Source organism: Kitasatospora sp. NPDC048194, from assembly GCF_043202455.1.
Classification (GTDB): Bacteria; Actinomycetota; Actinomycetes; order Streptomycetales; family Streptomycetaceae; genus Kitasatospora.
The window spans coordinates 73,493-96,920 of the sequence record NZ_JBIDAK010000014.1; the positions used below are offsets into that span (position 1 = coordinate 73,493).

General features: G+C 73.8%; 18 protein-coding genes. 17 read left to right on the forward strand and 1 reads right to left on the reverse strand.

The genetic code is table 11. The features are described from left to right. Positions 1–20: 20 nt before the first annotated feature. Positions 21–824 carry a LuxR C-terminal-related transcriptional regulator gene (locus tag ACGF07_RS18900; protein WP_392900074.1) on the reverse strand — a complete coding sequence of 268 codons (804 nt, stop codon included), beginning with the start codon at positions 822–824 and terminating at the stop codon, positions 21–23. A gap of 330 nt (positions 825–1,154) precedes the next feature. Between ACGF07_RS18900 and ACGF07_RS18905 the strand changes: the two genes are divergently transcribed. The 17 genes from ACGF07_RS18905 (at position 1,155) to ACGF07_RS18985 (ending at position 23,426) form a co-directional block, all read left to right on the forward strand. Next, positions 1,155–1,346, forward strand: a complete 192-nt coding sequence (locus tag ACGF07_RS18905; RefSeq protein WP_392900077.1) for a hypothetical protein — start codon at positions 1,155–1,157, stop codon at positions 1,344–1,346. A 47-nt stretch (positions 1,347–1,393) separates the two neighbouring features. After that, positions 1,394–2,179, forward strand: coding sequence for an alpha/beta fold hydrolase (locus tag ACGF07_RS18910; RefSeq protein WP_350741002.1), 786 nt, complete (start codon positions 1,394–1,396; stop codon positions 2,177–2,179). 91 nt (positions 2,180–2,270) lie between these two features. Then, positions 2,271–3,149 (forward strand): isocitrate lyase/phosphoenolpyruvate mutase family protein, encoded by an 879-nt coding sequence (locus tag ACGF07_RS18915; protein WP_392900080.1) that lies wholly within the window; start codon positions 2,271–2,273, stop codon positions 3,147–3,149. Continuing rightward, the gene (locus tag ACGF07_RS18920; RefSeq protein ID WP_392900083.1) at positions 3,146–4,078 is read left to right on the forward strand and encodes a 3-oxoacyl-ACP synthase; all 933 of its coding nucleotides are present in this window, start codon (positions 3,146–3,148) and stop codon (positions 4,076–4,078) included. Before ACGF07_RS18915 ends, ACGF07_RS18920 begins: the two co-directional genes overlap by 4 nt. Before the next feature lie 147 nt (positions 4,079–4,225). Next, the gene (locus tag ACGF07_RS18925; protein WP_392900086.1) at positions 4,226–6,409 is read left to right on the forward strand and encodes an iron-containing redox enzyme family protein; all 2,184 of its coding nucleotides are present in this window, start codon (positions 4,226–4,228) and stop codon (positions 6,407–6,409) included. A 10-nt stretch (positions 6,410–6,419) separates the two neighbouring features. After that, on the forward strand, positions 6,420–7,598 hold the full coding sequence (locus tag ACGF07_RS18930; RefSeq protein ID WP_392900089.1) for an acyl-CoA dehydrogenase family protein: 1,179 nt from the start codon (positions 6,420–6,422) through the stop codon (positions 7,596–7,598). A 23-nt stretch (positions 7,599–7,621) separates the two neighbouring features. After that, positions 7,622–8,746 carry a cytochrome P450 gene (locus ACGF07_RS18935; protein WP_350740992.1) on the forward strand — a complete coding sequence of 375 codons (1,125 nt, stop codon included), beginning with the start codon at positions 7,622–7,624 and terminating at the stop codon, positions 8,744–8,746. A 67-nt stretch (positions 8,747–8,813) separates the two neighbouring features. Continuing rightward, positions 8,814–9,872: a saccharopine dehydrogenase gene (locus ACGF07_RS18940; protein ID WP_350740990.1), complete on the forward strand. Its 1,059-nt coding sequence runs from the start codon at positions 8,814–8,816 to the stop codon at positions 9,870–9,872. Then, positions 9,865–11,064 (forward strand): saccharopine dehydrogenase family protein, encoded by a 1,200-nt coding sequence (locus ACGF07_RS18945; RefSeq protein WP_392900093.1) that lies wholly within the window; start codon positions 9,865–9,867, stop codon positions 11,062–11,064. The genes ACGF07_RS18940 and ACGF07_RS18945 overlap by 8 nt, the downstream gene beginning before the upstream one ends. Beyond that, a complete protein-coding gene (locus tag ACGF07_RS18950; RefSeq protein WP_392900096.1) occupies positions 11,061–12,377 on the forward strand; it encodes an ATP-grasp domain-containing protein in 1,317 nt (438 codons plus the stop codon). Before ACGF07_RS18945 ends, ACGF07_RS18950 begins: the two co-directional genes overlap by 4 nt. Next, on the forward strand, positions 12,367–13,626 hold the full coding sequence (locus ACGF07_RS18955; protein ID WP_392900098.1) for an MFS transporter: 1,260 nt from the start codon (positions 12,367–12,369) through the stop codon (positions 13,624–13,626). The genes ACGF07_RS18950 and ACGF07_RS18955 overlap by 11 nt, the downstream gene beginning before the upstream one ends. Positions 13,627–13,735: 109 nt before the next feature. Further along, on the forward strand, positions 13,736–15,052 hold the full coding sequence (locus ACGF07_RS18960; RefSeq protein ID WP_350740981.1) for a SidA/IucD/PvdA family monooxygenase: 1,317 nt from the start codon (positions 13,736–13,738) through the stop codon (positions 15,050–15,052). 6 nt (positions 15,053–15,058) lie between these two features. After that, entirely contained in the window at positions 15,059–16,090 is a 1,032-nt protein-coding gene (locus ACGF07_RS18965) for an FAD-dependent oxidoreductase (protein WP_350740979.1), read from the forward strand. Then, positions 16,087–18,345, forward strand: coding sequence for a class I tRNA ligase family protein (locus ACGF07_RS18970; protein WP_392900102.1), 2,259 nt, complete (start codon positions 16,087–16,089; stop codon positions 18,343–18,345). The genes ACGF07_RS18965 and ACGF07_RS18970 overlap by 4 nt, the downstream gene beginning before the upstream one ends. Continuing rightward, complete coding sequence (locus ACGF07_RS18975; protein ID WP_392900104.1) at positions 18,342–21,677, forward strand: amino acid adenylation domain-containing protein; 3,336 nt, start codon at positions 18,342–18,344, stop codon at positions 21,675–21,677. Before ACGF07_RS18970 ends, ACGF07_RS18975 begins: the two co-directional genes overlap by 4 nt. Next, positions 21,674–23,173, forward strand: coding sequence for an AMP-binding protein (locus ACGF07_RS18980; RefSeq protein ID WP_392900107.1), 1,500 nt, complete (start codon positions 21,674–21,676; stop codon positions 23,171–23,173). Before ACGF07_RS18975 ends, ACGF07_RS18980 begins: the two co-directional genes overlap by 4 nt. Further along, complete coding sequence (locus ACGF07_RS18985) at positions 23,163–23,426, forward strand: phosphopantetheine-binding protein (protein WP_350740971.1); 264 nt, start codon at positions 23,163–23,165, stop codon at positions 23,424–23,426. The genes ACGF07_RS18980 and ACGF07_RS18985 overlap by 11 nt, the downstream gene beginning before the upstream one ends. Positions 23,427–23,428: the final 2 nt, after the last annotated feature.

Sequence of the window (23,428 nt, forward strand, 5' to 3'; positions counted from 1 at the left end):
TGCCGGAACGCGGGACGGCGCTACAGCACCAGGGTGGTCTCGCTACGGCCCAGCAGGTAGCCCAGGTGCAGCCGGTTCTTGGCGCCCAGGCCGTCCTTGATGGCGGCGACGTGCGCCTGCAGCGAGCGCTCGCTGATGCCCAGCCGGCGGGCGATCACCTTGTCCGAGTGCCCCTCCACCAGCAGCCGCCGGATCGACTCGCGGATCGCCGGCACCATCTCGGGTGCGGCCTGGGCGGCGTGGATGGGGACGAAAGGGAACGGCTCGGCCCGGTCCCAGGAGCGCTCGAAGACGTCGCTGAGAAAGCGGACCACGGACGGCTCGGTGATCATCGAGGCCACCGTGCGGTCGTCGTTGGCGGAGATGAACGCGGTGCTGCGGTCGATCACGATCAGCCGGTCGAAGAACTCGGCCAGCGTGCGCACGTGGACGCCGTGGTCGGTCACCGTGCGGACGTAGCCCTTGGTGGCCTCGTCGAACCGCGTGGTGTGCTGGTAGAGGGTGCGCATGGCCACCCCGCCGGCGATCTGGCGGCGCACCGACTCCAGCGCCTCCTCGAGCACCGCGCCGGGCCTGGGGCCGTCCGGCTGGGCGGTGAGGATCTCCCGCTCGGCGTCCTCCAGGGCGGTCTGGATGGTCTGGTTGATCTCCGGCAGCCCGTGCAGGTACACCACCCCCGGCGCGGCGGGCTCCCCGGCCGCGGCGGCCGCCGGCCCCGCCTTCTCCTCGTTCTGCTGCTTGGCCAACTGGGCCAGGGCGAGCTTCAGGGCGGCCTCGACCAGGTTGCTGTTGAGGTCCTGACCCGGCGGTGTCCCCTCGGGCACTAACGACCCCCCGGCGTGGTCCTGCGCATCCGATTTGCCCGATCCTGCTCGCATATAGACCCCTCGGTTAACTGCAATGCGACGACCCGAACCATCCTAGGTCTGGAGCCGTGAACCCAGCCAGGGGAAGGTTGGTTGTGCGGGCGGCGGAACTCCCCCGGGAACACCGGGAAAAACCGCCGCAGCACTCGAACTCAGCTACTGCACAAGCGAACTGAGTATCCATCAGGTCATTGCGTTGCAGCGCGATGAATTTACGGAAATTGCCGCCCGGTCGGCGCTGTCCGGAAAAGCCCTCCCCGATCAAAGCTTTCACGAAAGAGGTCTGCCATGCGCCAGTACGCCTCCGTCCGGTTCCTCGCCCCGCTCGTCCTCCTGCTGGCCCCGGTGGCCGGTGTGGTCGCCGGCACCTCGCTGCTCCACGGCACCGCCGCGTCCGCGGTGCAGAACCGCGCCGACGTGGGCTGGAACAACATCCCGATCGGCGGCACCGCCACCCCCACCCCGGCGCCCACCGCCTGACCCTTCCGGCCCACCCCCGCCAGATCCGAGGAGAGCAGCCGTCTGCCATGTCCGACTCACCGTGGTTCGTCTCCCGCCCCACCAGCAGCCGGGCCCCGTACCTGGTCTACTGCTTCCCGCACGCCGGCGGCAACGCCCGTTCGTTCCTGAGCTGGCAGCAGCACCTGGCGGCGGACGCCGAACTCGTCGGCGTCTGCGCCCCCGGACGCGGCCTGCGCCTGGACGAGCCGAGCCCGGCCGACATCGCCGAACTGGCCGAGGGCGCCGCCCGGGCCGTCGCGGCCGCCGCGGACCGTCCGTTCCTGCTCTTCGGCCACAGCTTCGGCGCCGTCCTCGCCTTCGAGACGGCCCGCCGGCTGCGCGAACACCCCTTGCTGAGGCACCTGGTGGCGTCCGGCTGCGCCGCCCCGCGGTTGCTGCCGAGCGAGCGGGTGCAGCAGACGGCCAAGCTGCGCGGCCAGGAGTTCACCGAGGCGGTCGCCTTCTTCGGCGGCCTGCCGCCCGAGGTGCTCGCCGAACCCGAACTGCAGGACCTGCTCCTGCCGGGCCTGCGGGCCGACTTCCGCCTGGTCTCCGGCTACCGCTACCAGCCGGGTGAGCCGCTGCCGATCGGCATCTCGCTGGTCAACGGCCGCGAGGACCCGCACGTCGGGCCGGCCGAACTGCGCCACTGGGAGCACGAGTCCGTACTGCCGCTGCGCTACCACTGGGCCGACGGCGGCCACTTCTACTTCGGTCCCGACCCGGCGCCCGCGGTCGACCTGCTGCGCTCACTCATTCGTGCGGATTCCGGTGCGCCGAGGGCGCAGGAGGAACACGTCGAACTTATCTAGTTGTGCCGCCGGAAGGACGGGTGGTAACCCGTCCGGAACCGCAGCCGGGGAAACGCCCCGCAACCCGCGTCACAACAGAGAGGAACCTGCGATGCAGTCGGCAGCCGCAGACCAGTACCACCGCGCCCGGGTGTTCCGGGAACTCCACGAGCGGTCCACCGCCTTCGTGGTCCCGAATCCCTGGGACGCCGGATCCGCCAAGCTGCTGGCCGGCCTCGGCTTCCCGGCGCTCGCCACCACCAGCGGCGGGCTGGCCTTCTCGCTGGGCCGCCCCGACGGCGACAACCGGGTGAGCCGGACCGAGGCCCTGGCCAATGCCGCGGACATCGTGGCCGCCACACCGCTGCCGGTCACCGCCGACCTGGAGAGCGGCTACGGGCCGAGCCCCGAGGACGTCGCCGGGACCATCCGGCTGGCTGCCCGGGCGGGCCTGGTGGGCGGTTCGATCGAGGACGCCACCGGGGACCCGCAGGCGCCCGTGCTGGAGCCGGCGGCGGCCGCGGACCGGGTCCGGGCGGCGGTCGAGGCCGCGCGCTCGCTCGACTTCCCCTTCACGGTCACCGCGCGGGCGGAGAACTTCCTCTACGGACGCCCGGACCTGAAGGACACGATCGCGCGGCTGCAGGCCTACCAGGAGGCCGGCGCGGACGTGCTCTACGCCCCGGGCCTGCCGGACGCCGACGCGGTGCGCGCGGTCTGCTCCGAGCTGGACCGCCCGGTCAACGTGCTCGCCGCGGCCGGCGGCCTGAGCCTGTCGGTCGCGCAGCTGGCCGAGCTCGGCGTGCGGCGGATCAGCCTGGGATCCGCCCTGGTCCGCGCGGCGCTGGGCGGGCTGCTGGCCGCCGCGGAGGAGGTGCGCACCACCGGGACCTTCGGGTTCGCGGCGCGGGCGCTGCCGTACGCCAGGGCCAACGAGGTCTTCACCGAGCTGTCCGACATCCATCGACCCCCGAAGGAAGAGACGTCATGAGTGTCCTGCAGGCCCCGCAGTACGTCCTCGGAGAGGAGGAGTTGGACCACACCGAGGTCGAGTGCCTGGCCGAACGCGCCGCCGAGCTGAAGATGGTGCCCAGGGCCGCGCTCTGGGGCTGGGGTTCGGTGCGCCGCACCGGCCGCGGCCTGGCGGAGCTGGCGATCGACAGCGGCACGGCCACGCTGCGGGCGGCGGGGGTCGACCCGGCCGAGGTGGACGCGCTGATCCTGTGCTCCACCCGGTTCCCGGGCGGGCCGCGCACCCACGGCCGGTTCGTGGAGCGGATCCTGACCGGGACCGGCCTCGAGCGCGCGGCCTTCCTCGGGATCACGCTGAACCGCTGCACCAACCTGCTGGTCGCGCTCGACACCGCGCACGCCCTGGTGGCGGCCGGCCGGCACCGCCGGATCCTGGTCGTCACCACGGACCGGATCGAGGACGAGAAGGAGCGGATGGAGAGCTTCGCGCTCTTCAGCGACGGGGCGGCGAGCTGCCTGGTCTCGGCCGGTGACACGGCCGGGGCCGGGAGCGGGACCGGAGCCCACTACCGGATCCGGTCCACCGCCGCCGCCCAGGAGGCGGCCGCCCTGGACTGGTCGCACGAGATCAGCGCCGACCTGGCCCGGGAGGCCAACGAACGCCTGCTGGCGCCGATCGGCCTGGCGCCCGACCAGGTGGACGGACTCCTGCACGCCAACCTGTTCCTGCCGCTGGTCACCATGAAGGAACGCCAGGCCGGCTTCACCGCCCGCCAGCTGTACACCGCGAACATCACCCGGTTCGGGCACTGCTTCGCCGCGGACCCGCTGATCAACCTGGCCGACCAGGAACGCGCCGGACTGCTGCGCGACGGCGGCCACTACCTGGCCGCGGTCAGCGTGCCGGGCTCGCGGGTCGCCGTCCTGCTCCAGCGCGACGGCGGCTGACGCCCCGCCGGCCGATCCGCCGGGCCGGCCCCGCCCGGGCCGCCCTCCGCACCGCCGCCCCTCCCCAGAACCCCCTTCCGCCGCGCTGCCCGCCGTCCGTGGGTCGCCCCGGCGCGCCCTGCCACGCCACCGTCCGATGGAGTGCCCGTGTACGCCCACCAGACCCACGACCTCGACGACCTGACCACCTCGCTGCCCGCCGGCGGCTTCGAGTTCAGCCCCACCGCGCAGGCCGAGGCCGAAGCGGTGCTGGCCGCCGGCCCGGCCGTGACCTACCAGCGGCTGCTCACCGACCAGGAGTCCCAGACCACCCTGCTGGTGGCCCGCCGGGTGCTGGCCGCCTTCCTCGACGCGGAGGACCCCGGCGCCGACCCGGTCACCGCCGAGGCGCTCACCGCCCTGGTCGCCGGCGCCAGGGCGGAGTTCGCCCCGACGGCGGCCCGGTTGACCGCCACGCCCGCCGACCGGGCCGTCGCACTGCGCGGCCGGGCCCCGGTGGCGCTGCTGGCCGGCTGCTGGCTGGACACCGTCTCGCAGCCCGCCACCCAGCCCGCCCTGGTGGTGAACCGGCTCTACGCCCAGTACTTCACGCTCAAGGGTGAGGGCCGCCCGCAGCACTCCGTGCCGTACCGCCGCCGCCGCGCCCTGGAGGACGCCGGGGTGCTGCTGCCGCAGCCGGAGGAGGCGGACTTCCTCGTCCGGGCCCAGGCCCGCCCGTTGGCCGCCCTGCACGGCGCCTTCCTGCTGGCCCTGTCCCGGCTGCCCGCCGCCTTCCTGCCGGAGGTGGTCGGCGTCCAGTACGCCTTCCACGCGCTCGGCCTGGACGACCTGCTGAACGGCACCGAGCCGACGCTCGCGGTCGACGAGCTGCTCGCCGAGTACCTGGAGCTGACCGAACGGTCGGACACCGGGGCGCAGGACCGGCGGCGCCTGGCCGCGGCGGTCCGCCTGGTGGTCCGGATCGAGCGCGAGCAGCTCGCCCTGCTGGCCGAACTGGTCTCGTACCGGGCCGGGTTGTCGGTGGACGCGCGGGCCGCCGAGATCGTCGAGCGGCACCGCCCGTTCGCCGGCCGCCAGCACAAGAACGTCAAGGTCGGCGGCGAGCTGCTCTCCGAGACCTTCGCCGACCCGCAGTTCGACCTCGACGCCTTCATGGCCGAGTTCCGCGCCTCCCGCCAGCTGCGCCCGCTGCGGCGCGGCGGCTGCCCGTTCACCCGGGCGGTCAAGTTCGGCGGCCCGATGTTCGGCATCTTCGACGAGGCCGAGGCCGCGGTCTTCAAGGAGTGGGCCGAGTCGGTCGCCGCCGGCGAACCCGCCGGTGCGCCGCTGCGGCCCGACACCAGTGGCGACGAGCAGGCCGCGCACTGGCAGCGGGCCGTGCTCGCCACCGACCCGCCGGACGTGCGGTTCGCCGAGGCGTCCCCCGCCGACGACCGCGAGTTCTTCCACCGGCTGGTCAACATCGAGCAGTTCCCCAACACCCTGCCGCTGGCCGCGCAGACCGCCGAGGAGGGCCTGGAGCGGGCCGAACTGCTCTTCCGCCACGGCGCCGGCGGCCGGTACACCGACGCCAGCTGGTTCGACTACACCCCCGAGGCGCTGCTGGAGCGGGTGGACCGGATCTACTGGGACAAGCTGGTCGGGCCGTACCGCGCACTCCAGGAGGTGCCGGAGCGCGACGAGGTGATCTTCCACCAGAAGACCTTCGCCCTCGGCAGCCTGATCGACGGCACCTGGGCCCACCGGATCGGCAACCACGGCCGCTACCACCGGCAGAGCGACGCCATGCTCTTCTCGATCTACGCCGACGAGATGGGCCGCGGCGAGCTCGCCAAGAACCACATCACGCTGATCCGCCAGGTGCTGGCCAGCATGGACGTCCAGCTGCCGCACATCCGCTCGGCGGAGTTCCTGGACCAGGGCGAACTGCCGGACGAGCTCTACCGGTTCTCGATCCACCAGATCTGCCTGGCGCTGTTCCCGGACCGGCTGCACGGCGAGATCCTCGGCTACAACCTCGGGATCGAGATGTTCGGGCTCGGTGAGATGCGCCTGCACGAGGTGCAGAAGCTGCGCCGCCACAACCTGGACACCGCCTACGAGGAAGCGCACCTGTCGATCGACAACTTCTCGGCCGGGCACGCCCGCCAGTCCGCCGAGATCATCGTCTCCCACCTGGACGGGGTGCGCCGGGAGGCGGGCGAGGCGGCCGTGCGGCGCGAGTGGCGACGGATCTGGCGCGGCTACGCCTCCTTCGCCTGGTTCGTGGAGCACCAGCTGGTCAACTCGCTGGCCACCGGGGCCGAGACCGCCGACGACCTGGTCATCTGAGGAGCCCGCCGTGACCTTCAACGCCTTCGACCCGGAGATCCTCCGGCTGCCCTTCTACACCGACGAGCACCGCGACCGCGCCCAACGGCTGGACCGGTGGTGCGGGGAGCGGGCCGCCCTGTGGACCGAACTGCGCGCCGACGGCCCGGACAAGGCCGTGCGCCGGGCGCTCGCCGCGCTCGGCGAGGCCGGCTGGCTGGCCTTCCTGGACGAGGAGGAGCCCGGCCCCGACGGCGACTACCGCTCGGTCTGCCTGGCCCGTGAGGCGCTCGCCTACGCCGAGGACCTGGCCGACTTCGCCTTCGCGATCCAGGTGCTCTCGGCCACCCCGATCCTGCGGTACGGCACTCCGGAGCAGCGGCGGCGCTACCTGCCGGGCCTGGCGGCCGGCACCCTGGCCGGTGCCTTCGCGGTCTCCGAGGAGCAGGCCGGCTCGGACGTCGCCGCGGTGGCGCTGGCCGCCGAGCGGGACGGCGAGGAGTACGTGCTCAACGGCGGCAAGGCGTGGATCGCCAACGGCACGGTGGCGGACGTGGTCTGCGTGATCGCCCGGACGGGCGAGGGACCGGGGCCGCTGGGGCTGACCGCCTTCCTCGTCCCCGGCGACACCCCGGGCCTGCGGGTGCGCGAGCCGATCGACGCGATCGCGCCCCGCCCGTTCGCCCACCTGGCGTTCGAGGACTGCCGGGTACCCGCCGACGCGGTGCTCGGACGCCCGGGGCGCGGCTTCGTGGTGGCGATGGACCTGCTGGAGCGGGCCCGGATGACGGTGGGCGCGGCCGCGCTCGGCTTCGCCCGGCGGGCCGCCGACGCGGCCCAGGCGCGGGCCCGGCAGCGCGCCATCTACGGCGGGGTGCTGTTCGACCTGCCCACGGTCAAGTTCGACCTGGCCGCGATGGAGGTCGAGGTGAACGCGTCCGCGCTGCTGGTCGGGCGGGCCGCCTGGGAGCTCGACCAGGGCCACCGCGGGTTCGGCAAGCACTCCAGCATCGCCAAGCTGCAGGCCACCGAGGCGGCGCAGCGGATCGTCGACCGGTGCGTGCAGCTGCACGGCGCCGCCGGGCTGGTCGCCGACAGCCTGCCGGAACGCCTGTACCGGCAGATCCGGGCGCTGCGTGTCTACGAGGGCGCCTCGGAGGTTCAACAGCTGACCATCGCCGGTGCGCTCGACGCGCGCCGGGCCCGCTGACGCCGTCAAGGAGCACGACAGCCATGCACACCCCGACGAACCCGGTCGAGGCCGTCCGGCACCCCGACCCGTACCCGTACTACGCGCGGCTGACCGCGGAACGCCCGTTCGGCTGGGACGAGCAGCTGCAGGCCTGGGTGGCCGCCGACGCCGCCTCGGTCACCGCTGCGCTGTCGGCCGCCGAACTGCGGGTCCGCCCGCCGGCCGAGCCGGTGCCGGCCGGGCTGCTCGGCACCGCCGCGGGCGCGGTCTTCGGGGACCTGGTCCGGATGACCGACGGCTCCGACCAGCAGCGCCTCAAGCAGGTGGTGCTGGACGCGCTCGGCGAGGCCGATCCGGCCGAGGCGGGCAAGCTGGCCGCGGAACGGACCAGGGAGAGTCTGGAGCGCGCCGGCGGCCCCGGCCTCGAGGAGCTGATGTTCCAGGTGCCGGCCCGCGTGGTGGCCGCGCTGTGCGGCCTGGACGCCGGGCTGGAACCGGAGGCGGCGCGACTGGTCGGGGACTTCGTGCAGTGCATCCCCGCAGGTGCCACGGCGGAGCAGCAGCGGGCGGCCGCCGAGGCCGCGGCGCGGCTGCGGGAGCTGCTCGGGCCCGGCCTGACCGGTGCCGAGCCGACCGGGCTGCTGGCCGCCCTGGTCCGGGCTGCCGGTCGGCGGGACTGGCCGCGGCAGGCGCCGCTGCTGGCCAACGCCGTGGGGCTGCTCTCGCAGACCTACGACGCGACGGCCGGCCTGATCGGCAACTCCCTGCTGGCGCTGCGCGAGCAGCCGCCCGGCGACCTCAGCGCGCTGGCCCGCGAGGTGGCCCGGCACGACGCGCCGATCCAGAACACCCGCCGGTTCGCGGCCGAGCCCTGGAGCCACGGCGCGGCGACCGTCCAGCCCGGACAGACCGTGCTGGTGGTGCTCGCCGCCGCCAACCGCGACCCCGCGGCCAACCCCGACCCGCACGCCTTCGACCCCGGTCGGACCGCACCCAGCTGCTTCACCTTCGGCGCCGGCCCGCACGGCTGCCCGGGCGCCGACCTCGCGGTGGCGATCACCGCGGGGGTCCTCGACGAACTGCTGACGCACGGCTTCGAGCCGGCCGCGCTGCCCGCCGGGCCGCGTTACCGGGCCCTGGCGAACGCGCGCATCCCGCTGCTCTGAGCAGCCCGTCCCACTTCGGTCCCACCGCCCCACCCCCCGCACGACACATCCAGGAAGGACGAGAGCGATGGCAGAGCAGCCGCGGCTGTGGATCCGGCACGAGGTGCGCGCCACCGAGCGCCGGGCCCCGCTGGTGCCGCAGGACGCACGCCGGCTGGTGGAGCTGGGGTTCCACCTGACCGTGGAGGAGTCCCCGCAGCGGGTGTTCCCGCTGGACGAGTACCTGGCCGCCGGCTGCCACGGGGCCGAGGCCGGCTCCTGGACCGAGGCCCCCGAACCGGCGTACGTCCTCGGGCTCAAGGAGCTCCCGGACCTGCCCGACCAGCTGGTCCACCGCCACATCTTCTTCGGCCACGCCTACAAGGGCCAGCAGGGCGGCCGCGAGCTGCTCGCCAGGTTCGCCCGCGGCGGCGGCGAGCTGCTCGACCTGGAGTACCTGGTGGACGACACCGGGCGCCGGCTCGCCGCCTTCGGCTACTGGGCCGGTTACGTGGGTGCGGCGCTCGGTGTGCTGCAGGCCCGCGGCCGGCTCACCACCCCGCTGCGCCCGATGGACAAGAGCGAGCTGGACCGGCAGCTGCGCGACTCGATGCGGGCCGGATCCCCGGACGCGCTGGTGATCGGCGCGCTCGGCCGCTGCGGGCGCGGCGCGGTGGACGCACTGGAGGTGGCCGGGCTCGCCGCCACCTGCTGGGACCAGGCGGAGACCCGCGAACTGGACCGCGCCGCGCTGCTCCACCACGACCTGCTGGTCAACACCGTGCTGACGACCCGTCCGATCCCGCCGTTCCTGCGCCCCGCCGACCTGCCGGTCGCCGACCGACGGCTGAGCCTGGTGGTCGACGTGACCTGCGACGTCACCTCCGACCTCAACGTGCTGCCGGTCTACCGCACCGTCACCGACTGGTCCGAGCCGGTGCGTCGCCTGCACCAGGACCCGCCGCTCGACCTGATCGCCATCGACAACCTGCCCTCGCTGCTGCCGGCCGAAGCCAGCCGGGCGTTCTCCGCCGAACTCGTCGCCCAACTGGGCGCCCTGGCCGACCCGGCCGCGCCCTGGCGGCACTGCCGGGCCGACTTCCGGGCCGCCTGCCGCCGCCACGAACTGGAGGCCGTCCATGTCTGAGCCGTCCGTGTCCGAGCCGCCCGTGTCCGACCTCTCGACCTCGATACGCACGGTGCACTGGATCGGCACCGGGCTCTCCACCGGCCGCAGCGGCCTGGAACTGCTGCTGGAGCACGGTGCCCGCGTGGTGCTCTGGGGCCGGACCGCGGCCAAGGCCGAACAGTGCCTCGCGGCCCGCGGCCTGGCCGGCCGGGCCGGGGCCCGCGGCTTCGACACGGCGGCGCTGGCCGCCGCGCTGGCCCCCGGCGACGTGCTGGTGTCGATGCTCCCGGCGGCCCACCACCCCGAGCTGCTGCGCCTTGCGCTCGCGCACGGTGCCCACTTCGCGTGCTCCAGCTACGTCTCGCCGGAGCTGGCCGAACTGGCGGCCACCGCCGAGCGGACCGTGGTGCTCACCGAGGCGGGCCTGGACCCGGGCATCGACCACCTGATGGCCCACCGCCTGGTCGAACTCGGCCGCACCGCCGCCGGGGAGGCCGTCACCACCGCCGACTTCACCTCCTACTGCGGCGGACTGCCCGCCGAGCTCAACGAGTTCCGCTACCGCTTCAGCTGGGCCCCGCTCGGTGTGCTCAACGCGCTGCGCTCGCCGGCCCGCTACCTGCGCGACTGGCAGCAGCGCACCGCACCGCGCCCCTGGGAGGCGACCACCGAGTACCCGGTGGCCGGCGAGCCGTTCGAGGTGTACCCCAACCGCGACAGCCTGCCCTTCGCCGAGCAGTACGGCTTCCCGCGGCACTGGCGCAAGCGCACCTTCGTCCGCGGCACGCTGCGCCCGGCCGGCTGGCGGGCCGCCTGGTCCGAGGTCTTCGCCACCGTGGAGTCCGGCGACGACGGGCGGATCGCTTCCCTGGCGGGCGAGTTGGCCGAACGCCACCCGATGCGCGAGACGGACCGCGACCGCGTGGTGCTCGCCGTGGCGCTGGACCTGAGCTGGGCCGACGGCGCCTGGTCGGGGAGCTGCCTGCTCGACCTGCGCGGCGACGAGCGGGAGAGCGCCATGGCCCTGCTGGTCTCGCTGCCGTTGGCGTACGGCATCACCCGGATCCTCGACGGCGCGCTCGCCCCTGGCCTGCACCGGGCCGCCGAGGGCGCCCGGGAGGCCGAGCAGTGGCTGGACTTCCTGGCCGCGCGCGGCATCACCACCGAGCTGCGCACCACCGAAAGCACGACCCAAGGAGCACTGCTGTGACCGATAGACGACCACCGGCCTTCGTCCTGACCGGAGCCTTCTGGGTGGTCTGCCGCAATCCGCGCTACCTCCAGGAGCTGGCCGCCCGCGGGCTGAAGATCCTGCTGATCACCCCGCGCGGCTGGCGCGAGCGCGCGCTGGCCGCGCAGGCCGACCCGACCGGGCCGGCCGCGCTCATCGACGAGATCGCCTTCGTGGACGGCGAGTTGAACCAGGACGGCTCGTTCACCGCGGGCGTGCTGGCCCGGGCCGCCGACTGGCGGGCGCGCTACCGGATCGTCGGCGCCTACGCGGTGGGCGAGACCCTGGTGGAGCCCACCGGGCTGCTGGCCGACGCGCTGGGCCTGCCCGGCCCCGGCCTGCGGGCCACCCGGGTCTGCCGCTCCAAGCCGCTGCAGCGCTGGTACCTGCCGGAGTTCGCGCCGCCCGGCGCGGTGCTGCCGGCGGCCGAGCGGGCCGCCTTCGACCCGGCCTCGGTCGCGTACCCGGTGGTGCTCAAGCCGGCCGCCCGGCACTCGAGTTCGGGTGTGGTGACGGTCGACGACGAGCAGGGCCTGGCCGCGCGGCTGGCCGACTACCCGGAGCACGAGACGCTGCTGGTGGAGCAGAAGGTGGTCGGCCAGGAGTACTCGGTGGAGAGCCTGGTGCAGGAGGGCAAGGTGATCTTCGCCTCGGTCACCCGCAAGACCACCACCGAGTCGCACGCGGCCACCTTCGTCGAACTCTCGCACTCGGTGCCGAGCGCGCCGGAGCCGGTGGACCGCGAGCTGCTGGAGGCCAACGCCACCATGCTGGCGGCGCTCGACTTCGGCAGCGGGATAGCCCACGCCGAGTGGCGGGTGGACGCCGCCGGCCGCCCGGTGCTGATGGAGGTGGCCGCCCGCACCCCGGGCGACGGCCTGCTGGCCCTCTACCGGCTGGCCACCGGAGAACCGCTGGAGCCGGAGATCGTCCGGCTGGCACTGGGCGAGCCGGCCGGCTACCCCGAGCCGCGCCGCTGGACCCGGCAGGTCTACCTGGAGCACCGGGAGGGGATCCTGGACGACGTCCGGGTGGACTGGCCCGGCGTCCGCCCGGTCTGGCTGGGCGAGGCCGGGATCTGGCCGGACCCGCCGGTCGGCGGCCCCGGCGAGCCGGCGGAGCTGCGCGCGGTGCTGGTGCTCAAGGAGCGCGGCAGCCGGCTCGGCCCGCTGGAGAGCTCCGAGGACCGCGCGGTCTGCTTCCTGATCGACGCCCCCTCACCCGAGGAGCTGGACGCGCTGGAGCAGCGGGTGCGCGCGGCGGTCGCGATCGAGGTGCGCGATGTCGACTGACACCGTCCGCCCGGAGCCGGTCGAGCAGGCCCAGGCGGTGGCCGAACCGGCGCCGCCCCGGGTGACGGTCTGGGCCACCTTCCGGGACGCGCCGCTCGCGGTGAAGACCGTGCTGGCCGGTGTGCTGGTCAACCGGCTCAGCGGCTTCCTCAACGTCTTCCTGGTGCTCTTCCTCGGCTCGAAGGGCTACTCCAAGCCGGAGACCGTGCTGGCGCTCGGCGTGTACGGCGGTGGCGCCGTGCTCGGCGTGCTGGTCGGCGGCTCGCTCGCGGACCGGCTGGGCGTGCGCAACGCCACCGTGGTCAGCATGAGCGCGACCGCGGTGCTCACCGCGGCCCTGCTCTACCTGCCCGGGTACGGCCTGCTGATGGCGGCGGTCGGCCTGGCCGGCCTCAGCGCGCAGGTCTTCCGGCCCGCCTCGGCCACCCTGCTCGCCGAACTCACGCCGGACGAGCGGCAGGTGATGGTCTTCGCGATGTACCGCTTCGGCCTGAACCTGGGCGCCACCGCGGCCCCGCTGGTCGGCTTCTGGCTCTACCATGCGGGCCACGACCGGTACCTGCTGCTCTTCTGGGGCGAGGCGCTGATCGCGCTGGCCTACGCGGTCCTCGCCCTGGCCACGCTGCCCGCCGCGACCCGCCGCAGTGCCACCGCGGCCGCGGCGCCGCAGGCCGGCGGCTACCGCGCCGTGCTGCGCGACCGCCGCTACCTGCGCTACCTGGCCGCCGCCTTCTGCCACGCCGTCGTCTACGTGCAGTACCTGTCCACCCTGCCGCTGTTCGTGCAGGACCAGCACCTGGCCGTCGTCTGGTACACCGTCGCGGTCGCGCTCAACGGCTTCGTGGTGATCGCCTTCGAGCTGCTGGTCACCCGGCTCGCCCAGTCCTGGCCGGCGCGGATCACCATCGGCCTCGGATTCGCCCTGGTCGGCGCCGGAGTGGCCTGCTACGCACTGCCGATCGGGGCGTCCGCGATCGTGCTGGGCACCCTGGTCTGGTCGATCGGTGAGATCATCGGCGGCCCCACGGTGTTCGCCTACCCCGGGACCGCCGGGCCGGAGCAGCTGAAGGGCCGCTACATCGGCAGCTTCCAGTTCGTGTTCGGCCTGGGCAGTGCGCTCGGCCCGATGCTGGGCGGCTGGCTGTTCATCCAGGCCGGCGTGCTGGTCTGGCCGCTGCTGGCGCTCGGTTCGCTGGCGGCCACCGTCCTCGGCCTGGCCGCCGTGCGGCCCGCCCCCCGCGCGGACTGACCCCCCGCCCCACCCCACCTTCCCTGACGCCCCGTTGGGCGGGCAGTGCGCTGTGCCCGCTTCTCCACTCTCCACCTTCGTCGTCCGAGAACAAAGAGAGGCCCGCAACATGTCCCACACCCACCCCGCCGAGGCCCACTACACCTGCCTGGGCGTCGGCGCCGGTCCCGCCAACCTGAGCCTGGCCTCACTGCTGCACAGCGAGCCCGAGGTCAGCAACCTCTTCCTCGACCGCAAGGAGAAGTTCGGCTGGCACGACGGGCAGCAGATGCCCGGCTCCACCCTGCAGGTCTCGCTCTACAAGGACCTGGTCAGCCTGACCGACCCGACCAACCCGTTCTCCTTCCTCGCCTACCTGCACGAGCACGGCCGGATCTACCACTTCCTCAACGCCCAGTTCAGCGACGTGCCCCGGCAGGAGTTCCGCAACTACCTGGACTGGGCCAGTCGCCGCAACCCGAACGTGCGGTTCGGCGAGGAGGTCCGGGCGGTCGACTTCGACGGCGCACGGTTCGTGGTGGACACCGACCGGCGCCGGCTGACCGCGGACAACCTGGTGCTCGGGGTGGGCAACCGCCCGTGGGTGCCGCCGCAGGCCGCCGGGCTGATCGGCCCGACCCAGTTCCACGTCAGCGAGTTCCTGGACCGGGCCCAGCACCTGGGCGGCAAGCGGGTCGCGGTGATCGGCGGCGGGCAGTCCGGCGCCGAGGCCTTCCTGGACCTCATCTCGCGGTCGGGCAGCGAGCTGCCGCGCCGGGTCTCCTGGATCTCCCGCCGGCGCAACTACTTCCCGATCGACGACTCGCCCTTCACCAACGACTTCTACATGCCGGGCCACGCCGAGTACTTCTACCGGCTCGCGCCGGCGGCCCGGGAGCGGTTCAACGCCGAGCACATCCTGACCAGCGACGGGGTCTCCGAGGCCACCCTGCGCGAGATCTACCAGCGGATCTACGTCCACCGGTTCATCGAGGGCGCCGAGGACCTGGTGCTGCTGGCCCCCAACCGCACCATGGAGACGGTGCGGGCCGCCGACGGCGGAGGCTGGACGGTCGAGGTGCGCCACAACGACCAGCGCCAGGGCACCGAGCGGATCGACGCCGACGTGATCGTCTGGGCCACCGGTTTCCGCCCGGCCGCCACCGACTTCCTGGCCCCGATCGCCGACCGCCTGGAGCGCGAGGGCGAGGAGCTGCGGATCGACCAGGACTACGCGGTCCGCTGGGACGGTCCGGCCGACCGCAACATCTTCGTGCAGAACGCGGCCAAGCAGCAGCGCGGCCTGGCCGACCCCAACCTCAGCCTGAACGCCTGGCGCAGCCGCCGCATCGTCGACCGGATCCGCGGGCTCCGCAGCAACGAGCCCCTCGAGTCCTTCATCGACTGGTCCGCCAAGGTCGGGGCCGACGCCGGCTGGGGAGCGTGAGCGGCGATGAACGAGGTCGACATCGCGGTCGTCGGCGGCGGCATCATCGGCTGCCTGACCGCACGTGAACTGCTCGCCCGGCGCCCGGAGCGGACGGTGGCGGTGCTGGACCGGGACTCGGTCGGCTCCGGCGCCAGCCGCCGCTCGGCCGGCCTGCACTTCCCGCGCGGCGCGACCGGCCGGGTGCGCGGCATGGCCGCCTACAGCGAGCAGTACTACGCCGAGCTGACCTCGCACCGACCGGAACTGCCGATCCACCAGGTGGGCATGGACGTGGTCGGCGCGGAGCAGACGGTGCGCGGGAGCTACCTGGCCAGCGCCCGGCCGACCCCGGCCACCGCGGGCGTCTGGCACGTCGAGGGCGGCCAGTACGCGGACGTGGCCGGTCTGACCGGTCGGCTCGCCAGCGAGCTGCGCGGCAGCAGCGCGGTGGTGCACGAGGGCACCGGCGTCACCGCGATCGGCCTCGGCCCCGAGCGGATCACCCTGGCGCTGAGCAACGGCAGTGAACTGACGGCCGGCCAGGTGGTGCTGGCCCCCGGGCCGTGGATCGCGGCCCCGGCCTGGCGCGAGCTGGTCGCCCCGTTGGGCGTGCGGGTGAAGAAGGTGGTGGCGCTGCACATCGACCTGGTGCCCGCGCCGACCGACCGGGCGGTCGTCTTCCAGGCGGAGGACGCCTTCCTGCTCCCGCTGCACGACCGCGGGCACTGGCTGTTCAGCTACACCTGCCAGGAGTGGGGCGTGGACCCCGACGCGCTGGGCGAGGGCCTGTCCGACCAGGACCTCGGCGACGCGCTGGCGGTGCTGCGCGCCGTCGCCCCCGAGTACGCGGCGCACTGTGCCTCCGGGCGGGTCTTCTGCGACGCCTACAGCGGCACCGGCGAGCCGGTCGTCCGCCCGCTGCCCGCCGACCCGCGGGTGGTCTTCGCCGGTGCCGCCAACGGCTCCGGCTACCGGTTGGCCCCCGCGATCGCCGCGCAGGCCGCCGATCTGATCGACATTCCGTTCCTGACCAGTCCGACCAGGAGTAACGCATGATACTGAGCAGCTACGACGAGGGCGTGCTGCACGAGGCCTTCGGCATCGACATGAGCAGCATCGAGGGAATCGCGGGCGGTCAGGGCTCGGGCGCCGGCTGGGGCCGGGTCGCTCCGGGCGTCAGCTCCGAGCTGCACCGGCACGACGAGACCGAGTTCTTCGTGATCGTGGCCGGCCGCGGCGAGTTCGAGGTCGGCGGGGAGCGCCACCCGGCGGTGCCGGGCACGGTCGCCCTGTTCGAGCCCTTCGAGACGCACGTGCTGCACAACACCGGCGCCGACGACCTGGTGTTCGTCACCCAGTACTGGCGCGACGCCGAGCGCGCCGCCCGGGCGGCCACCGCCCCCGCGGGCACCGGCTTCGGGGACCGGCCGGTCTTCGTCTTCTCCACGCCGCCCACCCCGAACGGGGACCTCCACCTGGGCCACCTGTCCGGCCCGTACCTGGGCGCCGACGCGTTCGTCCGGTTCCAGCGGATGAACGGCGCCCGCGCCTGGCACCTGACCGGCAGCGACGACTTCCAGAGCTACGTCGTCGGCGCGGCCGAGCGCGACGGCAACACCCCGGCGGAGACCGCCGCGCACTTCAGCGCGGAGATCGCGGCCACCCTGGAGCTGATGGACATCCCGCTGGACCAGTACACGGTGACCAACGCGGACGCCGAGTACCCGGACGGGCTCCGGGAGTTCTTCACCCGGCTGGTCGACTCCGGCACGGTCGCCCCGAAGGCCGCACCGGCCCTGTTCGACGGCGAGAGCGGCGCCTACCTCTACGAGGTGGACGTCAAGGGCACCTGCCCGACCTGCGCCGCCGGGACCAGCGGCAACATCTGCGAGGAGTGCGGCGAGCCCAACCTGGTGGTCGACCTCGTCGACCCGCGCTCGGCCCGCTCGCAGGCAGCGCCGCTGACCGGCACCGCGACCCGCTTCTCGCTGCCGCTGCACGAGTTCGAGGACGAGATCGCCGCGCACCACCGACTGGGCCGGGTCCCGGTCCGGCTGCGCGACCTCGCCCGGCGGCTGTTCGCCCGCCCGGAGGTGGACATCCCGATCAGCCACCCGGCCGACTGGGGCGTGCGCCCGGCCGAGGAGGCCGGCGCCGACCAGGTGATCTGGGTCTGGCCGGAGATGTCCTACGGCTTCCTGCACGGCATCCAGACGCTCGGCCGTCGGCTGGACCAGGACTGGCGGGCCGCGGAGCCCGGCGCCGACTGGAAGATCGTCCACTTCTTCGGCTACGACAACAGCTTCTACCACGGCGTGCTCTACCCCGCGCTGTACCGGGTCGCGTACCCCGACTGGACGCCTGACATCGACTACCACGTCAACGAGTTCTACCTGCTGGAGGGCGCCAAGTTCTCCACCAGCCGGCGGCACGCGATCTGGGGCAAGGAGATCCTCGCCGCCGACACGGTCGACGCGGTGCGGTTCTTCCTCAGCCTCACCCGGCCCGAGGGCCGGCGCACCAACTTCCGCCGCGAGGAGTACCAGCGGGTGCTGACCGAGACCCTCGTCGGCACCTGGGAGCACTGGCTGACCGACCTGGGTGCCCGGGTCCGCAAGGAGTACGACGGCGCGGCCCCGGACGCCGGCAACTGGACCCCGGAGCAGACCGCGTTCCTGGCCCGGCTCGGCGCCCGGCTGACCGCGGTGACCGGTGCGCTCGGCCAGGCCGGGTTCTCGCTCAACCAGGCCGCCGCCGAACTGGACGGCATCGTGCGCGACACGGTCCGGTTCGCCGAGCTGGAGAGCCTGACCGCGGACGACGCCCGCTGGCGGGCCGAGGCCCGTACGGCGGTGGCGCTGGAGCTGGCGGCCGCGAAGCTGCTGGCGCGGGTGGCGGCGCCGGTGATGCCGCGCTTCGCCGCCCGGCTCTCGGCCGCGCTGGGCCTGCCGGAGCCGGCGCACTGGCCGACCTCGGTCGAGCTGCTGGCGCCGGGCACCGAGGTCACCCTGGCGGACGCGGTGTTCTTCACCGCCCCGGCCGCCCCGGCCGCCGCACAGCCCGAGCACCTGGGCCTGCTCACCGACCTGGTGACCGAGGCGCTCCAGCTGGCCGAACGGCCGGCCGCCGACGCCACCCTGATCGACCTGGGCATCAGTTCGCTGCAGGCGGTCCAGCTGCAGTACCAGCTGCTCACCGCGCTGGACGTGGACGTGCTGGTGGACGAGCTGCTCGGCGAGCACGACCTGGCCGCACTGGCCGGGCTGATCGGCGAGCGGGCGGGCACGGCGGTCGTGGAGGCGGCGGCATGAACGCCGAACTCGTCGAACTGGTCCAGGACATCGAGGAGCGGGGCCTGTCCGTCTCGGTGACCGGAGCGGACCTGCGCCTGCAAGGCATGCGCGACCGGATGGACCCGGAACTGGTCGGCCGCATCAAGCGGTTGAAGGCCGAGCTGGTCGAGTACCTGAGCGCGGCCACCCTGCCCGAGAGCGGCAGCTTCCCGCTCACCCCGCTGCAGCACGCCTACCTGCTCGGCCGCGGCGGCGTGTTCGAGATCTCCACCGCCAGTCACGTCTACCACGAGATCGAGGGCCACTGGGACGTCGGCCGGCTGGAGGCGGCGCTGAACGCGGTGATCGCCCGGCACGACGCGCTGCGGGCCCGGTTCACCGAGGACGGCCGCCAGGTGGTGGAGGAGTCGGTCGCCCCGGTGCTGATCGAGCGGCTCGACCTGCGCGGGCAGAGCCCCGAGCAGCAGCTGCGGACCCGGGCCGCGCTGCGCGAGGAGCGCTCGCACCGGGTGCTGCCCGCCGACCGCGCGCCGCTGCTGGCGGTCGAGGTGACCGAGCTCTCCGACCGGGCGATGGTGCTGCACGTCAGCCACGACGGCCTGGTGATGGACGGGATCAGCTCCTTCCTGTTCTTCCGCGAGTGGTGGCGTGCCTACCAGGGCGAGCCGGCCCCCGAGGGCGCCGAACTGCCGCTGGAGGACTACGTCTCGGCACTGGCGGCGGCCGCGGTCAAGGCGCCCGCGGCCCGCTCCCGGACCTACTGGTCGGGCCGGCTGGACCAGTTGGCGGCCCACCCCGACCTGCCGGTGGCGGCGAGCCCGGCCGCGATCACCCGGCCGCGGTTCGTCCAGCGCCAGGTGCGGCTGGATGCCGCGCAGTGGGCGGCGTTCAAGCGCCGGGCCGCCGAGGAGAAGCTCACCCCGTCCGGTGCGCTGCTGGCCGCCTACGGCGAGGTGCTCTCCCGCTGGGGCGCCGGCGAGCGGTTCACCGTGACCACCACGGTGGCCAACCGCCCGCCGGTGCACCACCGGATCGCCGAGGCCGTGGGCCAGTTCTCCGACACCCTGCTGGTGGAGATCGAGGTCGACCGCGGCAAGCCCTTCGCGGCCCGCGCCCAGGCGCTCCAGCGGCGGCTGCGCACCGACCTGGACCACCGGCACCAGTCCGGCATCGAGGTGCTGCGCGAGCTGGGCCGGCGGCGCGGCAGCGCCGAGGCGCGGATGCCGTTCACCTTCAACAGCGCGATCGGCTACACCGAGGAGGTGGACGGTTCGGCGTTCGAACTGTTCGGCCCGGAGGTGTTCAGCGTCAGCCAGACCCCGCAGATCTGGCTGAACGCCTTCGCGATGGAGCAGCACCAGGGCCTGGTGATCCAGCTCGACGGGCTGGACGAGCTCTTCCCGGCCGGCCTGCTGGAGGCCCTGACCCAGGGCTACCAGTCCCTCCTGGAGCAGCTGCTGGAGGAGCGGAGCTGGGCCCGCACCGGCTTCGACCTGCTCCCCGGCGACCAGCTGCGGCGCCGGCGGGCGGCCAACGACACCGCCGTGGAGCTGCCCGACGTGCTGCTCCAGGACGCCTTCACCGAGCGGGCGACCAGCTGCCCGGACAACCCCGCCCTGATCACCTCCCAGCTCCGGATGAGCTACGGCGAACTGCACCGCCGTGCGGCGCGGACCGCCGCCTGGCTGCGCTCGCACGGAGTCGGCCGCAACGAGCTGGTGGGCCTGGTGATGCGGCGCGGGCCGGAGCAGATCATCGGCATCCTGGCCACGGTGCTGGCCGGGGCCGCCTACCTGCCGGTGGACGCGGCACTGCCCGAGGAACGCCGCCGGTACATGCTGGCCGACGGCGAGGTCCGCTGCGTGCTGACCAACGTGGCCGACGCCGACCGGGACGGCCGCGCCGTCCTGCGGCTGGACGCCACCGACCCGGCGCCGGCCGGTGCGCCCGCGCTGCTCGAACCGCTGGCCGGCGCCGACCCGGACGACCTGGCCTACGTGCTCTACACCTCCGGCACCACCGGCGCGCCCAAGGGCGTGATGGTCACCCACCGCAACGTGGCCAACGTGGTGGCCGACTGCTACACCCGGTTCGGCATCCACCAGGACGACCGGTTCTTCGCGATCAGCGCCTTCAACTTCGACCTGTCCGTCTGGGACGTGTTCGGCGCGCTGACCGCGGGCGCCGCGCTGGTGATGCCGGACGCCGACCGGGCGGTCGACCCCGCGCACTGGCTGCGGATGTGCGAGTCGGGCGGGGTGACGGTGTGGAACTCGGTGCCCGCCATCGTCGGCCTGATGCACGACCAGGCGCTGGCCGAGGGCACGGCGCCGCCGGCCCTGCGGCTGGTGATGATGAGCGGGGACCGGCTGCCGCCCGCGCTGCCGGCGGCGCTGCGCCGGCTGGTTCCGGGCCTGGAGGTGGTCTCGCTCGGCGGACCGACCGAGACCACGATCTGGAACATCCTGCACCCGGTCGAGGAGTGGGAGGACGGCTCCGAGTCCATCCCCTACGGCCGTCCGAACGTCAACAACCGCGCCTACGTGCTGGACGCGGACGGCCAGGACGCGCCGGACTGGGTGACCGGCGAGATCTGCGGCGCCGGAGCCGGGGTGGCCAAGGGCTACTGGCGCAACGAGGAGCGCACCGCCGAGAAGTTCCGCTACGACGAGCGGCTCGGCGAGCGGCTCTACCGGACCGGCGACCTGGGCCGCTACCTGCCCAGCGGCGAGATCCAGATCCTGGGCCGCAGCGACTTCCAGATCAAGGTCAACGGCTACCGGATCGAGGCCGGCGAGGTGGAGACCAGGCTGGCCGCGCTGCCGGCGGTGCGCCAGGCCGTGGTGGTCCGCCAGGAGGGCAGCCGCGGCGACCGGTTGGTGGCCCACCTGGTGCCCGCCGGCACCGACCGGCCCGACGTGCAGGCCATCCGTGACGACCTGCGGGAGGCGCTGCCCGAGTACATGGTCCCGGCCGCCGTGGTGTGGCACGAGGAGCTGCCGCTGACCCGCAACGGCAAGGTGGACCGGGGCGAGCTGATCCGCCGGGCGCCGGTGGCCGAGCCGGCCGAGCAGGCGGCCGCGCCGGTGGCCGACGACGGCGAGGCCGGGCCGACCGAGACCGAACTGACCCGCATCTGGGCGCAGATCCTGAACCGGCCGGCCGTCGGGCCGCACGACAACATCTACGCGCTGGGCGGCGACTCGATCAGTGCCGCGCGGATCCTCACCGCGGTGCGCAAGCGCTTCGGCGTGGGCATCCAACTCGGCCAGCTCGCAGCGCTGGAGACGGTGCGACTGATGGCCGCGCACGTGGACGCGGCCGTGGCGGCGAAGGAGGGGCAGCGGTGATCGTCAACCGGATCACGGCGAACGCGCCGACCGGCGGGCGGATCTCGTTCGCCAGGCTGGACGGCACCGAGACCCTGGAGCTGGCCGAACTGCACCGCCGGGCCGGGCGGCTGGCGAGCGCGCTGGCCGAGCTGGGGATCGGCCCGGGCGACCGGATCGGGATCCTGGCGGCCAACAGCCTGCCGTGGGTGCTGCTGGACCTGGCGGCGCTCTGGCTGGGCGCCGAGACGGCCGGCTTCGAGCCCGGCAAGTTCGAGCCGGACCAGCAGCTGATCAGCCGGTACGGACTGCGGCTGCTGTTCACCGACCGCCCGACCGAGGCCGCCGGCGCACTGCCGCTGGCCGAGGTGGACCGGCTGGTCGAGAAGGCCGACGCGGCACCCGAGCCGGTGGTCTGGGAGCCCGGGCAGGTGACCACCGTCAAGTTCACCTCCGGCAGCACCGGCGAGCCCAAGGGCCTGGGCGCCACGGCCGCCTCCGTCGACGGCTCGCTGCGCGCCGTCCAGGACATGTTCCACCACCGGCCGGGCGACGACCTGTTCGTCTTCCTGCCGCTGTCGCTGCTGCAGCAGCGGTACTGGATCTACTCCGCGCTGCGGCACGGCCACGACGTGACCGTCTCCACCTACGAGGCCGCCTTCGCCACCCTGCGGCGGGCCCGGCCGACGGTGGTGATGGGCGTGCCGGCCTTCTTCGAGACCGCCCGGCGGCACATCGAGGCCCGGGCGGCCCGTTCGGGGAAGCCGGTCGGCGAGCAGGCCGCGCAGCTCTTCGGCGACCGGATCCGCTACCTGTGGACCGGCTCCGCCCCGGCCGCCCCCGCGACGCTGCGCTTCTTCAACGAGGCCGGACTGCCGATCTTCGAGGGCTACGGCCTGAACGAGACCTGCATCGTGGCCAAGAACCACCCCGGCGCCTCCCGCGAGGGCAGCGTGGGCCGGGTGGTGCCCGGCAAGGAGGTGCTGCTGGACGCCGACGGCGTGATCAGCGTGCGCAGCGTCCACCCCGTCAACGACCACTACGCCTACGCCGCCCCCGGCGACAGCGAGAAGGTCTTCCGGCCCGGCGGCATCGTCCGCACCGGCGACCTCGGCCTGATCGACCAGGACGGCTACCTCTACATCCTCGGCCGCGCGGACGACGTGATCGTGCTGGAGAACGGCAAGAAGATCGTGGTCCGGCCGATCGAGGAGCGGCTGACCTCCGGGCCCGCCGTCGCCGAGGCGGTGCTGTTCTGCCCGCAGCAGACCGAGCTGGTCGCCGTGGTCCGCCCCACCCACTACCCGCCCGACGAGGCCGCGATCGCCGACGCGCTCGCCGACGCCAACGCGGCGCTCGGCAAGGACGAGCGGATCGCCCGGGCGATCGTCGCACGCGAGCCGTTCACCGTCGAGAACGGCCTGCTCACCTCGCAGTTCAAACCCCGGCGCCCGCAGATCCGGGCCGCCTACGCAGCTGACCTCGCCAACCCCCAGGAGGGTATCCATGCACGCTGAGACCGAGACCGCGGCCCGGGAGAACCTGGTGCTGGTACTGACCAGTCCCGTCGAGCCGGAGACGATCGACCCGGACGCCGACCTGGCCGCCCGCTACGGCCTGACCTCGCTCAACAAGGTGCTCTTCCTCACCTCGCTGTGCGACGAGACCGGCACCGACCTGTCCCGCTTCACCGAGCACGACCTGGCCCGGATGACCACGCTGCGCGAGGTCGTCGACGCCGTCACCCCCTCGACCGTCGAGGCGGTGTGACC

Excerpts from the sequence above, each read along its gene's own strand:
- ACGF07_RS18905 (WP_392900077.1), top strand. The coding sequence starts at position 1,155 with ATGCGCCAGTACGCCTCCGTCCGGTTCCTCGCCCCGCTCGTCCTCCTG.
- ACGF07_RS18910 (WP_350741002.1), top strand. The coding sequence starts at position 1,394 with ATGTCCGACTCACCGTGGTTCGTCTCCCGCCCCACCAGCAGCCGGGCC.
- ACGF07_RS18915 (WP_392900080.1), top strand. The coding sequence starts at position 2,271 with ATGCAGTCGGCAGCCGCAGACCAGTACCACCGCGCCCGGGTGTTCCGG.
- ACGF07_RS18920 (WP_392900083.1), top strand. The coding sequence starts at position 3,146 with ATGAGTGTCCTGCAGGCCCCGCAGTACGTCCTCGGAGAGGAGGAGTTG.
- ACGF07_RS18935 (WP_350740992.1), top strand. The coding sequence starts at position 7,622 with ATGCACACCCCGACGAACCCGGTCGAGGCCGTCCGGCACCCCGACCCG.
- ACGF07_RS18940 (WP_350740990.1), top strand. The coding sequence starts at position 8,814 with ATGGCAGAGCAGCCGCGGCTGTGGATCCGGCACGAGGTGCGCGCCACC.
- ACGF07_RS18945 (WP_392900093.1), top strand. The coding sequence starts at position 9,865 with ATGTCTGAGCCGTCCGTGTCCGAGCCGCCCGTGTCCGACCTCTCGACC.
- ACGF07_RS18955 (WP_392900098.1), top strand. The coding sequence starts at position 12,367 with ATGTCGACTGACACCGTCCGCCCGGAGCCGGTCGAGCAGGCCCAGGCG.
- ACGF07_RS18960 (WP_350740981.1), top strand. The coding sequence starts at position 13,736 with ATGTCCCACACCCACCCCGCCGAGGCCCACTACACCTGCCTGGGCGTC.
- ACGF07_RS18965 (WP_350740979.1), top strand. The coding sequence starts at position 15,059 with ATGAACGAGGTCGACATCGCGGTCGTCGGCGGCGGCATCATCGGCTGC.
- ACGF07_RS18970 (WP_392900102.1), top strand. The coding sequence starts at position 16,087 with ATGATACTGAGCAGCTACGACGAGGGCGTGCTGCACGAGGCCTTCGGC.
- ACGF07_RS18975 (WP_392900104.1), top strand. The coding sequence starts at position 18,342 with ATGAACGCCGAACTCGTCGAACTGGTCCAGGACATCGAGGAGCGGGGC.
- ACGF07_RS18985 (WP_350740971.1), top strand. The coding sequence starts at position 23,163 with ATGCACGCTGAGACCGAGACCGCGGCCCGGGAGAACCTGGTGCTGGTA.